22 protein-coding genes are annotated in these 14,713 nt (G+C 38.2%); 18 read left to right on the plus strand and 4 right to left on the minus strand.

The annotated features are described in order from the left end of the window. Positions 1–8: 8 nt before the first annotated feature. From Q4550_RS22220 to Q4550_RS22230, 3 genes are all read right to left on the minus strand, one after another. Positions 9–188, minus strand: a complete 180-nt coding sequence (locus Q4550_RS22220; protein ID WP_194221100.1) for a spore gernimation protein GerPD — start codon at positions 186–188, stop codon at positions 9–11. Continuing rightward, the gene (gene gerPC, locus Q4550_RS22225; RefSeq protein WP_303536159.1) at positions 185–793 is read right to left on the minus strand and encodes a spore germination protein GerPC; all 609 of its coding nucleotides are present in this window, start codon (positions 791–793) and stop codon (positions 185–187) included. Before gerPC ends, Q4550_RS22220 begins: the two co-directional genes overlap by 4 nt. Positions 794–954: 161 nt before the next feature. Then, positions 955–1,176: a spore germination protein gene (locus Q4550_RS22230; RefSeq protein WP_194221102.1), complete on the minus strand. Its 222-nt coding sequence runs from the start codon at positions 1,174–1,176 to the stop codon at positions 955–957. Positions 1,177–1,473: 297 nt separating this feature from the next. Between Q4550_RS22230 and Q4550_RS22235 the strand changes: the two genes are divergently transcribed. From Q4550_RS22235 to Q4550_RS22320, 18 genes are all read left to right on the plus strand, one after another. Then, on the plus strand, positions 1,474–2,139 hold the full coding sequence (locus Q4550_RS22235) for a DUF4397 domain-containing protein (protein ID WP_303536164.1): 666 nt from the start codon (positions 1,474–1,476) through the stop codon (positions 2,137–2,139). A 127-nt stretch (positions 2,140–2,266) separates the two neighbouring features. Further along, positions 2,267–2,506 carry a hypothetical protein gene (locus tag Q4550_RS22240; protein ID WP_303536166.1) on the plus strand — a complete coding sequence of 80 codons (240 nt, stop codon included), beginning with the start codon at positions 2,267–2,269 and terminating at the stop codon, positions 2,504–2,506. Positions 2,507–2,561: 55 nt separating this feature from the next. Continuing rightward, on the plus strand, positions 2,562–2,768 hold the full coding sequence (locus tag Q4550_RS22245; RefSeq protein WP_303536169.1) for a DUF2188 domain-containing protein: 207 nt from the start codon (positions 2,562–2,564) through the stop codon (positions 2,766–2,768). Between the two features lie 85 nt (positions 2,769–2,853). Beyond that, positions 2,854–3,336: a ribonuclease H-like YkuK family protein gene (locus tag Q4550_RS22250; RefSeq protein ID WP_226612474.1), complete on the plus strand. Its 483-nt coding sequence runs from the start codon at positions 2,854–2,856 to the stop codon at positions 3,334–3,336. A gap of 94 nt (positions 3,337–3,430) precedes the next feature. Then, complete coding sequence (locus Q4550_RS22255; RefSeq protein ID WP_303536175.1) at positions 3,431–4,252, plus strand: DUF6612 family protein; 822 nt, start codon at positions 3,431–3,433, stop codon at positions 4,250–4,252. Between the two features lie 154 nt (positions 4,253–4,406). Then, positions 4,407–5,426 (plus strand): GTP 3',8-cyclase MoaA, encoded by a 1,020-nt coding sequence (gene moaA / locus Q4550_RS22260; protein WP_303536178.1) that lies wholly within the window; start codon positions 4,407–4,409, stop codon positions 5,424–5,426. A gap of 2 nt (positions 5,427–5,428) precedes the next feature. Beyond that, a complete protein-coding gene (fdhD, locus tag Q4550_RS22265; RefSeq protein ID WP_303536181.1) occupies positions 5,429–6,223 on the plus strand; it encodes a formate dehydrogenase accessory sulfurtransferase FdhD in 795 nt (264 codons plus the stop codon). An 83-nt stretch (positions 6,224–6,306) separates the two neighbouring features. Then, positions 6,307–6,579, plus strand: a complete 273-nt coding sequence (locus Q4550_RS22270) for a hypothetical protein (RefSeq protein ID WP_226612478.1) — start codon at positions 6,307–6,309, stop codon at positions 6,577–6,579. 134 nt (positions 6,580–6,713) lie between these two features. After that, positions 6,714–8,555, plus strand: coding sequence for an LTA synthase family protein (locus Q4550_RS22275; RefSeq protein WP_303536184.1), 1,842 nt, complete (start codon positions 6,714–6,716; stop codon positions 8,553–8,555). A gap of 71 nt (positions 8,556–8,626) precedes the next feature. After that, entirely contained in the window at positions 8,627–8,881 is a 255-nt protein-coding gene (locus Q4550_RS22280; RefSeq protein ID WP_303536187.1) for a hypothetical protein, read from the plus strand. 175 nt (positions 8,882–9,056) lie between these two features. Then, positions 9,057–9,917 carry a transporter substrate-binding domain-containing protein gene (locus Q4550_RS22285; protein ID WP_303536190.1) on the plus strand — a complete coding sequence of 287 codons (861 nt, stop codon included), beginning with the start codon at positions 9,057–9,059 and terminating at the stop codon, positions 9,915–9,917. 16 nt (positions 9,918–9,933) lie between these two features. After that, positions 9,934–10,611 carry an amino acid ABC transporter permease gene (locus Q4550_RS22290; protein ID WP_303536193.1) on the plus strand — a complete coding sequence of 226 codons (678 nt, stop codon included), beginning with the start codon at positions 9,934–9,936 and terminating at the stop codon, positions 10,609–10,611. Between the two features lie 212 nt (positions 10,612–10,823). Then, positions 10,824–11,546 (plus strand): SurA N-terminal domain-containing protein, encoded by a 723-nt coding sequence (locus tag Q4550_RS22295; protein ID WP_303536194.1) that lies wholly within the window; start codon positions 10,824–10,826, stop codon positions 11,544–11,546. 128 nt (positions 11,547–11,674) lie between these two features. Further along, positions 11,675–12,310, plus strand: coding sequence for an HD domain-containing protein (locus Q4550_RS22300; protein WP_303536195.1), 636 nt, complete (start codon positions 11,675–11,677; stop codon positions 12,308–12,310). Positions 12,311–12,329: 19 nt separating this feature from the next. Next, complete coding sequence (locus Q4550_RS22305) at positions 12,330–12,788, plus strand: GNAT family N-acetyltransferase (protein WP_303536196.1); 459 nt, start codon at positions 12,330–12,332, stop codon at positions 12,786–12,788. A 250-nt stretch (positions 12,789–13,038) separates the two neighbouring features. After that, positions 13,039–13,194, plus strand: coding sequence for an aspartyl-phosphate phosphatase Spo0E family protein (locus Q4550_RS22310; RefSeq protein ID WP_194221118.1), 156 nt, complete (start codon positions 13,039–13,041; stop codon positions 13,192–13,194). Between the two features lie 52 nt (positions 13,195–13,246). Next, on the plus strand, positions 13,247–13,486 hold the full coding sequence (locus tag Q4550_RS22315; RefSeq protein ID WP_194221119.1) for a hypothetical protein: 240 nt from the start codon (positions 13,247–13,249) through the stop codon (positions 13,484–13,486). A 102-nt stretch (positions 13,487–13,588) separates the two neighbouring features. After that, entirely contained in the window at positions 13,589–13,729 is a 141-nt protein-coding gene (locus Q4550_RS22320) for a hypothetical protein (RefSeq protein ID WP_194221120.1), read from the plus strand. A 133-nt stretch (positions 13,730–13,862) separates the two neighbouring features. Here the strand turns inward: Q4550_RS22320 and Q4550_RS22325 are convergent, their stop codons facing one another. Further along, the gene (locus Q4550_RS22325) at positions 13,863–14,621 is read right to left on the minus strand and encodes a DUF3891 family protein (protein ID WP_303536199.1); all 759 of its coding nucleotides are present in this window, start codon (positions 14,619–14,621) and stop codon (positions 13,863–13,865) included. Positions 14,622–14,713: the final 92 nt, after the last annotated feature.

The raw sequence follows: 14,713 nt of genomic DNA on the forward strand, positions 1-14,713 counted from the left end.
AATTCCCCTTATGATGACGCTAATGGAACAAATGGAGCTGAGATAATTAACGATTCCGGTGGTGTGTCGAAAATAGATGAGCAGACGATTGATTCTGTGTCGCCCACAAGAAATACAGAAGAGCTTGCTACAGCTGTAATATTAATATGCCCTACTGAAAGTCCTCGGTTTATGACGGTATACTTCATTTGGAATCAGTCCTTCCAGGTAAATTTTTTAGAAAAGCCTCCATGCCATTAGTAATGTCTCGCTTTAATTTGTTTGTTACTTCTTCGACTAGTTGCTCTGTGCTTGACTCAGGCGATCGATTGGATTGTTGATTAACATAATAGTTGATACGCTGATCTAGCTGCTTTTGAATATCATTTAAGATGAAGTGACGGTAAGGATCATCAAGAGGATACTGATATTTTTTCTCTAACTCCCCTAGATGTTGAATGGCCCCATTTTTCATATAGGAATGAATGTTTTGCTGAATGGATTGTATGGCTTCCGGAGGTATGTTACTCGGATTCATTCCATTTCCCCCGTTTACTGTAAAGTCATCCAGAACATCAGCTCCTCCATTTGGAGTTAAGCCAATATTTAACGTTCCATCAAGCCTTTCAATTTTTAATTGATCAAATTTATATTCGATTTTCTCAATGTTGGTTTTAGGAGCTTTCGACAACTCATGGCAGCTATTTCTTAAATCATCCACCATATCTTCAAGCATTTTGATTCGATTGTTTTGTTGTTCAATGTTTTGTTGCATCCGTTGCAAGATCGCATAGAAATTATCGGTTGGATACATTGACAATCAACTCCCGTATCAAAATGTTTATTCCACCAATAAATGGTCACTCCCTAAATCTTAGGTAATCCAATCGGGTCTCATTCAATGTCTTTATAGTCCGATGGATAGAAGACTTTACACTATCGTATGTTCGATAGCAAAATTAGGTGAATGCCCTGCTAAATATTCGCAACTACATTTTGGTCAGCAATATCACTATCGTTAACGGTAGTGACGCTGTAATTACTATTGACGTTTAAGCCATCGCCTGTATTAAACGAACCGCCGCCCGCAAAGGTGCGTATTGCACTTGTTGGAGACACAATAAATACATCGCCGACGTGGAAAACACCGCTGCTTCCAATGGAATTGACTTTAATAGCTCCAACGATTGCCGGCATTTTTTCACATCCTTATTAATGGATTTCACTTATTACTGTATGCGGAACAATAGCGTATGTTCAAAGCTTCTAGCTATAGTCTGTTTACCGCATACTACTCCCCTTGCGTCGTGTGAATAGCTACCATTAAAGCTCTAATTTCTAAAAAACACTTCTTTTCTATACTATGATTCAGTAACAAAAAACACCTATAAGCATTTTTAATAAGTCAAATGACATGAGATCAGCAAATGAATAATTTATATCTTTCAGTAAAAAATAGGCAGGTTAACAAATGAATAGAAAGGAGTTTTTATAATGAAATGGATGTTGAATTTACTATTCATGCTAGCGCTTTTTCTCGTGCTTTCTCCTGAGGGTTTTGCAGCTGAGAAAAGTGATGCCAATGTGCGTGTTATTCATGCTTCACCAGATGCACCGTCTGTCGATATTTATGTAGATGGTCAACCTGCATTTGAAAAGGTTTCGTTTAAAGATGTGACAGATTATGCTGCTTTAGCACCTGGTGAGAAGACGATTCAAATTTTTGCCTCTTCTGCTAACGGGGAAGGTAAACCGGCCCTTGAACAAAAATTAACTGTGGAATCAGGAAAAAACTATTCCATTCTTGCGATCGGTAAGCTTGAGAACCTTGCTCTTAAAGTATTAGAAGATCAAAAAGGTTCAGGAGAAAAATCCGGATTGAGAGCTGTACATGCTTCACCGAATGCTCCTGCTGTTGATATTGGCGTGAAGGGTGGAGATACTCTTATTAAGAATCTCGCTTTTACCCAAAACTCTGATTATCAAATGGTTGACCCGGGAACATATAACTTAGAAGTTCGTGCTGCAGGATCTGATAAGGCTGTTCTTGATCTTCCTAATCTACCTGTTGAAGCAGGTGTAAACTACACAGCTATTGCTATTGGTTTATTGGATGGAGATCCTCCACTGAATGTTATACTTCTAAAAGATGGGAAATAATAAAAAGACCGCAGCTTAGCTGCGGTTGTTTTTGTCTAGAGAGGTTCTGTTCGGTTAGCGCATTATTTTCTAATTCAATGGAGTCCAACAAGTTCAACTATACTGAAAAGAAAGGAAATGTGATCAAATGCATTCTAAACATACAGTGCGCTACATTTGCGAGCGTTATATAAGTGGGAATAGTTACTATTATAAACAGGAATTAATTACGCATGATACGTGGCAAAATCCTGCTTCAATTCAATGGTCTACTAAAAGACCGATTTCAAGTAAGACATTTTATCAGAAAGAAAAAGAAGGTTATAAAACAATTACTAAGCTACATGACAAAAAACCAGCGAAGGTTCTTCAGTTTTCTAGATCATAGGAAGGTTTATCCTGCATCATAGGGAGGAATGAGAGATAACAAGGAGGAATAAAGGATGAAAACCATTTATCATGTACAGAGCGGAAAAACCGGTTCATGGGAGATCAAGAAAGAGGGAGCAGAACAAGCAACCAAAACTTTCGAAACAAAAGAAGAAGCGTATCAGTATGGAAGGTCATTATGCGATGAGAATCGTCCATCTGAATTAATTATTCATCAGGAGAACGGTCAAATCGAAGACCATAGCCTATACAATAGTTAGTGATTTCTGTTCTCTACGTACATATTTTTCAGCTTATGAATAAACATAGTACTAACTACTATCCTAATGAAAGAAGGGAACCTTCATGGATTTTATTAGTCCAACAGCTGGAAAAGTATCGGTTGAACAGCTTACACAACTCATTGAAAGCTATACGAAAGAAGATCCTAAAGGAACATATCGGATTGTGATTGGAACAGATTCGCAGACAAGCCGGAAAGCGACACAATTTGTGACAGCCCTCATTATCCATCGGGTTGGCAAAGGAGCACGCATTTTCTATCGGAAAGTAAAACATAAGCCGATTCATGAGCTCAGGCATCGCATTTATAAAGAAACTCAAATGAGTCTTGAGCTCATGGAATCGTTAAAGGATGAAGGATTTTCAGCACTATTAGAAACCTGGCCGATTGAGATTCATCTCGATGTTGGAAAGCAAGGAGAAACCCGTAAAGTCATACAGGAAGTTGTAGGATGGGTAACTTCTGTTGGGTATATTGCTAGAATCAAGCCTGACTCATATGGGGCAAGTAGCGTGGCAGATCGCTATACGAAATCGATTAGTTAAACTGGCGAAATGTGCCAGTTTTATTTTTTTAATGAAACCTCTCTCTCGCTCAATCGTATTATTAGTAGAATGAATATTATGGAGGAGTGGTGAGATGAAGTTACGAATGATCACGATTCTTAGTGCACTGATGCTTATTCTTGCAGCATGTAGTGGGACAACAGAATCAGGAGGCGAAGTAAGCGTTGATAAGGGAATTGATGCTCAGGAAGTATTCGAGAAATCAATTACGGCTCAAGAAGAGATAGAGAATTTCCATATGAAAGCGGATATGACACAAAATATTGGTTCAGGTGAAGAAGAGATGGAGATTAAAAGTGTGATTGACGCTGATATGATGATGGATCCTATTGCTTTTCATCAAATGATTGATATGACAGCAAATGGTGAAACGATGCAAATGGAATCATACTTTACTGAAGAAGGTTTCTTTATGAAGCAGGGTGAGGAATGGATGAAGTTCCCTGATGAAATGACGGATACACTACTTTCTCTTCAGGAAAATCAAGCTGATCCAGCTGAACAAATGGAAATGCTCAAAGAGTATGTCGATGAATTTACTTTATCAGAAAAAGAAGATACTTATGTGATGACATTGAAAGCTTCTGGTGAGAAATTCCAAGGGTTAATGGAGAAAACAGCTGAAGAAATGGGATCACAAAATCAAATGATGGAAGATGCCATGGATCAAATGAAAGTGAACAACGTGGAATACACCTACGCGATTGATAAGGAAAGCTATCTTCCTGTACAAATGGACATGAAGATGGACAGTGAAATGAGCATGGAAGGTGAAACAATTTCCACGATTATGGAGATGAACTCCACTTATGACCAGTACAATGAAATTGAAGAAGTGAAGGTTCCTGAGGAAGTTATTTCACAAGCAAAAGAAATGCCAGGTATGGAACAATAATAACAGGGAGTGCTGCTAAAACAAGCGGCGCTCTTTTATTGTGAAGGGAGAGCATTTTAAAGCTTATTTAAGAATCAGATAAGTTATAACTGGAAAAAAGTACCCTGAAGCGTTACGATTAGCACATGACAACTGTTTGAAAGGAGCGAGGTTCATGTCAACTGAAACACTACTATACGATCAACTGAAACGTCCTTTAAGAGATCTTCGTATATCTGTAACCGACCGTTGTAACTTCCGCTGTCGTTACTGTATGCCTGAAGAAACGTTCGGTCCTGATTATGAATTTCTTCCTAAAATGAGCCTTCTCCAATTTGAGGAGATCACACGTCTCGCTCGGTTATTTGTTGAGATGGGGGTTGAGAAGATTCGTCTGACTGGCGGAGAACCGCTACTTAGAAGGGATCTCGATGTTCTTATTGGTATGCTATCACAAATTAAAGGTCTTGATGATATAGCTTTAACAACGAATGCTTCTTTATTAAAAAAGAGCGCATTAAAATTAAAACAGGCAGGTCTCACTAGAGTGAATGTTAGTCTCGATGCCATTCATGATGAGACGTTTGGCAAAATGAATGGGAGAGGGACAAAGATAAAACCTGTTCTCGAAGGCATTCAGGCTGCTGCTGATGCAGGTCTTCAAGTGAAAATTAATATGGTCGTTCAAAAGGGAATCAATGATCATGAAATCGTTCCAATGGCAGATTATTTCAGAAATAGTGGCCACATCGTTCGCTTTATTGAGTATATGGATGTAGGAAATTCAAATGGCTGGAAGTTTGATCATGTGATGAATAAGAAAGATATTATTGATCAAATAGCAGAGACTTTTCCTCTTAAATCTGTTGATGCTGCATACTTTGGCGAAGTGGCTAGCCGCTATCAATATGAAGATGGATCTGGTGAAATTGGTGTTATTTCATCTGTCAGTGATTCATTTTGTTCTAGCTGTACAAGAGCGCGCCTTTCAGCTGATGGAGCTCTTTACACTTGCTTATTTGCTTCGAAAGGAACGAGCTTACGAAATCCGCTTCGTAATGGAGCGACAGATGAAGAATTACGGACGATGCTAACAAATCTCTGGAACGGTCGACATGACCGCTATTCAGATGAGCGAACAGAGGAAAGTGTTTTAAATAGAGACAAGATTGAAATGTCATTTATAGGTGGATAATCATGGAGAAAGAACTCAAACATACGACTGAACGCAAAATCACACGGTATGAAAATGGGGAATTTAAAGAGAAGGAAGACTTGATTGCCCTTGAGAAACCAATCACGATTCGAATTAATCGTTCTGAATTCGCAACGCTTGTTTGTACACCTGATCATTTAGAAGATATGGTCATTGGATTTCTCGCTTCAGAAGGGGTGATTCGATCTTATCACGATGTTGAAGAAATGCTTTTTAATGATGGGCAAGGGATTGTGAATGTAAAAGCTGCTGTTCAAGGTTCATTAACGTCTGAGACATATACCAAGCGCGTCATTAGCTCATGCTGTGGAAAAAGTAGACATTTTTATTTGCAAAGTGATTCGAAAACGGCTCGTACGATTATGAAGGCACCTGAATTAACCGCCTCTGTTTGTCTTGCTAATATGAGAACGTTGCAAGAGCAGTCAGCTACGTTTAAATCAACTGGTGGTGTTCATAACGCGGCCATTTTCAAAAACGGGGAAATGGTGGCTTCCCGTACTGACATTGGAAGACATAATGCTCTTGATAAGCTATATGGTTACACACTCCGTCATCATCTTCATCCTTCTGATCTTAGCGTTGCGTTTAGTGGGAGAATTTCATCAGAGGTTGTTATTAAGCTATCCAAGATGGGGATTGGTGTACTGCTCTCCAAATCGGCTCCCACTGAGCTTGCCATTCAATTAGCGGATGATCTTAACATTACAACAGTAGGGTTTATTCGTCATGAAGGCTTCAATATTTATACAAAACCAGAACGGATTCTGATTTAGAACACCTCTATATTAGAGGTGTTTTTTTTGATCAAGTCGTTCATACTACTGAACAAATAAGCATTTTGGAAAGGCGGATTGAAATGGGTTGGACGATAGCTGTGATATTCTGGATTGCTGGTGTAGTATTGGTGGGAAGCCCCAAGTATTTGTTTCATCGTCTTGAGGCAATGAAATCGGATACGGCGGGTCATGCAAGGGCATCTGAAGCAACAGATAAAGAAGAAAGTATTTTCTTTTTCATTGAAACGAAAGCTCTTGATTCAATACCATGGTGGGTGGTAACGATTTCTTGTGTCACAATTGGACTTTTTCTTATTGCGTTTGGAGTAATCGCCCTTGTTTTTTCCTATTAAAATGAAACTTTCTTGATTATTCATTCGTCTTTAGAGAGGAGGGATTTGCCGGTAGTTTGGTTATCCCCCTTTGGTGGTAAATAAAGAAAGAAAGAGTTCATTTATGTTAGGGAGATATAAGGGGTGTGTGACAGATGGAAGCAGAGAGAAGAAATGAAAAGTCAGTGTGGCATTTTTATTTATTATTAGTGGGATTACTTGTTCTAAAAACGTATCTTGTTTATCGATTTGAATTTTCGTTTTCATTGAACGGAATTGGCGAAGAAATGTTTCTTTTCATTAATTCAATAGGGTCAATCGTATTACTGCTAGGTATAGGTCTTTTCAGGAAGCAGTCAAAACCAGGCCTAATACTAGCAGTTTATTTTATTTTATCTGCTCTACTTTATTGTAATATTTTGTATTATCGTTTCTACATAGATTTTGTTACCGTTCCTGTTCTTTTTCAATTCGGTAATGTCGGAGGTTTAGGTCAAAGTACAGTTGAGCTGCTAAATTTATATGATCCGCTCATCGTGTTCGACTCCATCATCTTATTTTGGATTCTAAAACGAAATCATCTACATAAGACCTCGTTATCAGAGAAACTACGAAAAAAAACGGCGTTTACTGGTGTCGGCATATTAGTAGGAACAGCTGGACTGGCGTTAATTATGCATCCATTACTATTTGAAAAATCATATGATCGAGAGTTATTTGTTAAGTCACTAGGTGCCTATACATACCATATTTATGATATAGGCTATAACTCGTTTACATCCATTAATAGTGCGTTTGCGGATGATACGGAACTATCAGAGATCGAAAGTTATGTAGAGAAAAAGGAATTGAAGTCTTCCTCCTATGAAGGGATCGCGAAAGGGAAAAATCTGATCATTATTTCTTTAGAATCTACGCAAGCATTTATGCTCGATGAAAGTATCGATGGAGAAGAAGCAACACCTTATCTAAATAAGTTGAAGGAAGAAAGTTTTTTCTTTCCTAATTTCTATCACCAGACAGCACAGGGTAAAACGTCTGATGCTGAATTTATGATTGATAACAGTTTGTATCCACTTTCCGGAGGGTCTGTGTTCGTAAGAAAGCCACAGAATGAGTTTTTCTCACTTCCTGAGGCATTAAATGACGAGGGGTATACGACAACTTCTTTTCATGGAAATGATCGAGAATTTTGGAATAGGTCAGAAATGTATGAAACGCTTGGTTACGATCGTTTTTATTCAAAAAAAGATTTTGAAGTGAGTGACGATAATTCCATCAACTACGGTTTGAAGGATATCCCGTTCTTCAAACAATCGATTCCTTACTTAAAAGAACTGGATCAGCCATATTCGGCAAAATTTCTTACACTGACAAATCATTTTCCTTACTTATTAGAAGAAAAGGACACAATGATTTCACTGCCGGAGACTCCGGAAGAAGTAGTAAATCGATATTATGCAACGGTTCGCTATGAAGATGAAGCGATTAAGACTTTCTTTGATGAAATGAAAGCTGCTGGTTTATATGAAGACTCCATTTTTGTTCTTTATGGTGATCATTATGGGTTATCTGAAACATATGATAAAGCTCTTGGCGAATATCTAGGTGAAGAAATAGGTCCTGTAGAACATGTCGATCTACAAAAAGTGCCTCTCATCATTCACGTTCCAGGTGAAGAAGGTAAGGTGATTGATACAGTTGGAGGACAGGTTGATTTAAAGCCGACAATCTTAGAGATGTTAGGCGTAAAAGAAAGCACAAGTTTGAATTTTGGCACAAGTCTATTCTCGAAAATACGTGAAGATCTTGTTATTTTCAGGGATGGAAGCTTTGTGACAGAGAATCTGATCTATACTAAAAATACGTGTTATAACAAAGAAACAAGTTCAAAAACCAATCGAAACAAATGTGCTCGCTATTTTGGTCAGGTTCAAGATGAATTAGATTATTCTGATCAAGTGATCTATGGCGATTTACTACGTTTCATTGAATAGCTTTGGTGTTCATTCTGAGTCGTTCATGGTACGCTTAAATAGGATTAATGATTGTAAAGGGATGAGTATAAATGGATTTGCAGAGGTTACAAATTCTAACTGAAGTGGTGCGAGAGTACAAAACAGCTATTCACATGGACCAAAAAAAAGATGAAGTAGGTAGAGAAGTTCTCGATATTGTGATGAATTCTCAGGATCTCGTTTTATATGGACATGTAAAACGAGCCAAAGACGTTGACAAATTTCCTGGTGAAGCATTGAAGCATCTCGATCAGGCTACAAAATATCTTCATGAAAAAATAGATGAACAGTTGAAACACTCTTGAACCTAAGGGTGTTTTCTTTACGATTTAAATTGTTTTTATCGTAGCATAGTGATCAAAACATTGATTGAAAAATGGAAATAGTTTGTATACAAAAGAATGTGTTGTAATTGTTGCAATACACTGTCATATAGTGATATGTTTTTACTGTTTAATAGATTAAAGGAGAGTGAAATGAATGACTAATTTCGTTAAGCGACTGGCTCCTGTATTTCTAATGGGGCTAGTTGTTTTTGTTATAAGTGCTTGTTCGAACGGTGGAAATGAGTCGAATGAAGCGTCTGAAAATAAACCAACTGCCTGGGAAGAGATTCAAGAAGAAGGAAAGATTACGGTAGCTACGTCTGGGACGCTCTATCCAACTTCTTATTATGAAGAAGGTTCTGATGAAGTGACGGGGTACGAAGTTGAAGTTGTAAAAGAGATGGCAAAACGCCTTGATCTTGAAGTTGAATTTGAAGAAATGGGCTTTGATGGCATGTTAACAAGTATCAATTCAGGTAAAGTAGATCTTGCTGCAAACGACATTACATCAACGGAAGAGCGAGAGGAAAAATTCGCTTTTTCTGAACCAGTTAAATACTCTTACGGAACAGCGATCGTAAGAAAAGATGATTTATCTGGAATTGATTCACTAGATGATCTTGAAGGGAAGAAAGCCGCTGGTGCTTCAACAACCGTTTATATGAAGGTAGCTCGTGAGAACGGTGCTGAGGAAGTAACTTACGATAATGCGACAAACGAACAGTATTTACGTGATGTATCAACAGGGAGAACGGATATTATCCTGAATGATTATTACTTACAGAAGCTCGCTCTTGCTGCATTTCCGAATTTAAATATTACAATCCATCCAGACATCGAATACTACCCGAATGACCAGTCGATCGTTATGAAAAAAGATAGTGGAGAACTGGAAACAAAAGTGAATGAAACCATTAAAGAGATGAAAGAAGATGGCACGTTGAAAGAGCTTTCAGAGAAGTTCTTTGATGGAGCTAACGTATCAGTTAAACCTGATATTGATTTTGAAGAATAAGTGGGAGTTGTAACAAGTGGGGGAAATACATTGGGAATATTTATTTGATGCAGGCCTAGCGTTAAAGTCATTTCCCTATGTCATTCAAGGACTTGGATTAACGTTATTGATCGCATTTGTTGGAATGATTATCGGACTGGTGATGGGCTTATTTCTTGCTCTTGGAAGAATGTCGCAATGGAAAGCCCTCAGGTGGCCAGCTCGACTTTATATTTCGTTTATGAGGGGTACACCGATCCTTGTTTTTCTTTATATTCTTTATTTCGGGTTACCTGTCGTTGGCATCGAGTTTTCAGCTTTAACATCAGCATTGATTGGTTTTAGCTTAAATAGCGCCGCATATATTGCTGAAATACAGCGATCTGCGCTGTCATCTGTTGAAAAGGGGCAGTGGGAGGCTTCGACAGCACTCGGTATGCCTTATTGGACAACAATGAGGGAAGTCGTATTGCCGCAGGCAACGCGAATAGCGATACCGCCATTATCGAATGTGATGCTTGATCTAATCAAGGCATCATCTTTAGCGGCGGTCATTACAGTTCCAGAATTACTCCATCATGCGAAAATAGTTGGAGGCCGAGAGTTCGACTTTATGACGATGTACATATTAGTTGCGCTAATTTATTGGGCTGTTTGTGTATGTGTGTCTTTCATACAAGAGCGATTAGAAAAACGATATCATTATTTACACTAACCCTAGATGATTTTCTAGGGTTTTTTTGTCTTTTTTTACTAAACGGTATCTTAGCTGTTATCGTTGATTATTCGAACTGTGGCTTTACTATAGTCAGTCTTGAAAAAACAAAAATATCCCATATTTATTATGAAGTATTTTCAAGAATGTTATAATAAGTTTTATAATCAACATAGACGTTTCGTCATATTTGAAGGGAGTTCATCAACTGCATGAAAAAATATCTTGGCTTATTAATGCTTATTGGAGTTCTTTTGCTCGCTGCTTGTAACAATAATAGTGAAGCGAACAAAGAAGAAAAGCCTTCAGAAGAATCAGCAACAATGGATCAAACACAGGAAGAACTAGAAGCGATGAAGGTGAAAGAAGATAAGGTTGTTGCTACTGTAAATGGAGAGGACATTAAGGGAAAAGATTATAATTCGATGCTAGTTCAAACTCAGCTGCGCTATACGATGAGCGGTGAAGATCCATCGGATACGGAAGTGGCGAAGTCAATTGAAGAAGAAGTTATGGATAATTTAATCGGACAGGAACTTCTGCTCCAGAAAGCAAAGGAAGAAGGTTTCTCTGCATCAGATAAAGAAGTTGAAACGGAACTTGAGCAAATAAAAGCTCAATTTGATGGCGAAGATGAGCTGAAGAAATCGCTAGAAGGTCAAGGCATGACGCTTGCTCAGCTTGAAAGTCAGTATTCTGATATTGTCGTTGTAGATAAGTTCGTTAAAGAGAAAATTGAAACACCCGAAGTAACCGAAGAAGAGATGAAATCATTTTATGATGATCAGTTCTCACAAGATGCTGAGAATCCACCATCTTATGAAGAAATGAAAGATCGTATAAAAGACTATTTGGTCGAAACCAAAACGCAAGAGAAGGTTCAGCAAATGAAAGAAGATTTACTAAAGAAAGCCGAAGTCGAAGAGAAGTTATAGGTCAGCATATAGCTGGCCTTTTTTTGTGAGGGTTAAGTTATGGCTACTATTATATATTTCTCGATTTATAAGCGATAGGAAATTTCGAGTAGGCATCATTCAATTATTAAATAAGGAGACATATTAGCATGGATACTATTTTGAGTGAACTTAGAACGTACATTAGACGAAAATTAGAAAGAGAAGGTAGCGGTCACGACTGGCATCATATTGATCGGGTTGTGAAACAAGCAAAAAGAATAGCAGATGAAGAGAAGGCTGACACGTTTATTTGTGAAGTAGCAGCACTCGTTCATGATTTAGCAGATGATAAAGTAGCTTCCTCAGAACAGGAGGGAATTAGAGAGGTAGAAGCGTTGCTATATCAATTAAAGGCTGCGGATCGAGAACACGTCATGGAAATTATTACGACTATTTCTTATAAAGGAGGGAATCGCCCACCAGTCAAGAGTCTCGAAGCACAAGTTGTGCAAGATGCCGATAGGTTAGATGCGATTGGGGCGATTGGCATCGCACGAACGTTTGTGTACGCCGGCTCAAAAGGAGAGTTGATTTATGATTCCTCCATCGAACCAAGAACAAATATGACAATGGATGCCTATCGAAATGAACAGTCTACCGCTATTAATCATTTTTATGAAAAACTTCTGAAATTAAAAGATCTTATGAATACCGAGACGGGAAAAAGTCTTGCAGAAGAACGGCATGAATTCATACAATCATTTTTATCACAGTTTCATGGAGAGTGGGAAGGGAATCGATAAAGCTATGAGAATTCACCCTATGACCTTAGAAAAGGCACACGAAATTCAAACGTGGACATATGACGAACCTTATTCTTTGTATAGTTTTACAGGGGATCAAGAAGAATTATTAGAGTTTATGAATGGGGCCTATTTTTGTGTGATAGATGACAAAAGAAATTTGATTGGTTACTTTTGCTATGGAGAATCGGCTCAGGTACCAGCTGGGCACCAAGTTGACGCCTACGAGGAGAACTTTATCGATCTTGGTTTGGGACTACATCCAAATAAGGTGGGGAAAGGAACGGGGTTAGCATTTTTGAAGGTAGGACTTGCTTATGCAATTGAAATCTATGGGTTCTCAAATGTCAGACTGACCGTAGCATCGTTTAATAGGCGGGCGATCAAGGTGTATGAGAGAGCGGGATTCACTTATGAAAAATCATTTTCGAACGGCTCGACGAATTTTAATATTATGATAAAAAAGAAATGGGAATAGCACTCATCTATAAATACAAACTGTGGATTAAACAACTGAAAAAGGGGAATAAGAGAACTATATAAATATCTTTACAGGAGGATAGTTTCATACAGAGAGCTATTTCTTTACACAATTAATCGAGTTTAGCAAAAGATTTTGTCTTATTCCTACTAATTCTGACATAGCATAGGAAGTTTGGTCGAATACGTTTTGATTCCTTCTAGAAATGGGCATAATGGTAATGTATTGGCATGAGGAGGAATGAGACATGTATGATGCAATTGAAAAAAAACGCAAAGAAATGTTTGAAGTTGCGGGACGATATGGATTTGCATCAGAGAGAACCATTCGCTGTAGTCAGGAGCTTGACCGATTATTAAATGCCCTAATGCAAATGAACCATCAAAATGAGGAAGTTTTGTGAAACTAACATCTGATATTTTCTTCCTGTGTGGTAAAGTAAAGGAGGAAACCTTATGAAGTTCGATCTCAAATCAATTCTCACAAAAGAGTTGTTTGATTGGATAGAAGATCATCCTAAGAGGAACCAATTAATTGAATCAATTCAGGGAGAGATCTTTCAATCAGTGGTTCATTTCCGCGAATGGAACGACTCCAATTATAATGGGAACGAAGATTGGCTACTGTTTGCACTGCGTAATGAAGAAACGTGGCGAAACGAAGTAGACCCACTTGACCAGTGTGAAAGCCGTTAAATAAACGGCTTTTTTGTTGTGATTAAACCTTTACTTTAAATAAGTAAGCGCTTACAATAATAGAAAGAATAGTTAGAATAATCGAATAAGGGTGTGTTGAGAATGAGAAGCGAGACGAGTTATCGAATGCTTGCCTTTGAAAAATTCAACGCTGAAAAGAATTGGTCAGAAAACAATCGCCTTTTTAATTATTCCATTGCCGGTCTGGGAACTATTTTCTATTTCGTAACGTTATTTTTTTAACGCCTTTTTTAAGAGAGAGGACTTTGCATACCCACACAGGAACTTCCTAAATGATAGGGAAGTTCCTATTTAAATTGACGTGATGAATCAGCCTTTCGTTCATACGCAAATATCTTACTGTCTATTGTCAGCATTAGCTACTAAAGTGAAATCTACGATATTCAACTGGAGTAGATTGATATGCTTTTGAAATTCCTTCAGTCCCGATCAGTTCTTTTGGAACACGCTTAAGCTGCACCTGAAAGACGTTGTCTTCATGAAATAGAGGATGAGATATTTGTATCGTATCAGTAGATTTCCAACTTGTTCGTATTAAATCCTGTTCCTCCAGAAAATAAAAGGATTGAGGGAATCCATTCCGATACCAGGAGAGCTCTTCCTCTTTTTGGACACCCGGTTCTTGAAAACAAGCATAGAGCGAGAGGTCGTCACAAAATTGAAGAAGTTGATAATGAAATGTTAGAAGATCATCAGGAATATCAATTAATTCCTTGAGCTGATCTTGTCTATTCTCTTCTTCTGCGTAAAAACGAATCGCATGCTCGGACTCGGCACCATTAAAGAAAGAGCGGTAGTGTTTGCTACAAAGAAAAGCTCCGTAAGTTGTTTTTTCACTCACTTCCTCGATCCCTTTCTTATAGAATTGTAGCTTAGTAGCTAGAGGGAAGTCTAAGAAGGAGTAGGGTGCTTCGCGGCGATCATTCCAAAAAGGAACTTCATCAAGTGGAATCCATCCACGATCATGATGTTTTATCGCGTATAAAACATCTTCCTGATAAAGGTTCTCTGGCCAAAAAGATTTCCGCAACGCTTCTGCAAACTGCCCTGAAAGCAAGGCGTGATCATGCTGTGTAATCATGACAAAACAATCATTATCCTCATAAACAATCATATCCTCAGTCCTTTCAATAAAAGCGTAATTCCCCCGTTAATGGCCGACAAGCACTGGAGTCTCTCAAATGAACACGCTATTTGTGTTCAGCA

This window comes from Anaerobacillus sp. 1_MG-2023 (genome assembly GCF_030547345.1).
Taxonomy (GTDB): Bacteria; Bacillota; Bacilli; order Bacillales; family Guptibacillaceae; genus Guptibacillus; species Guptibacillus hwajinpoensis_B.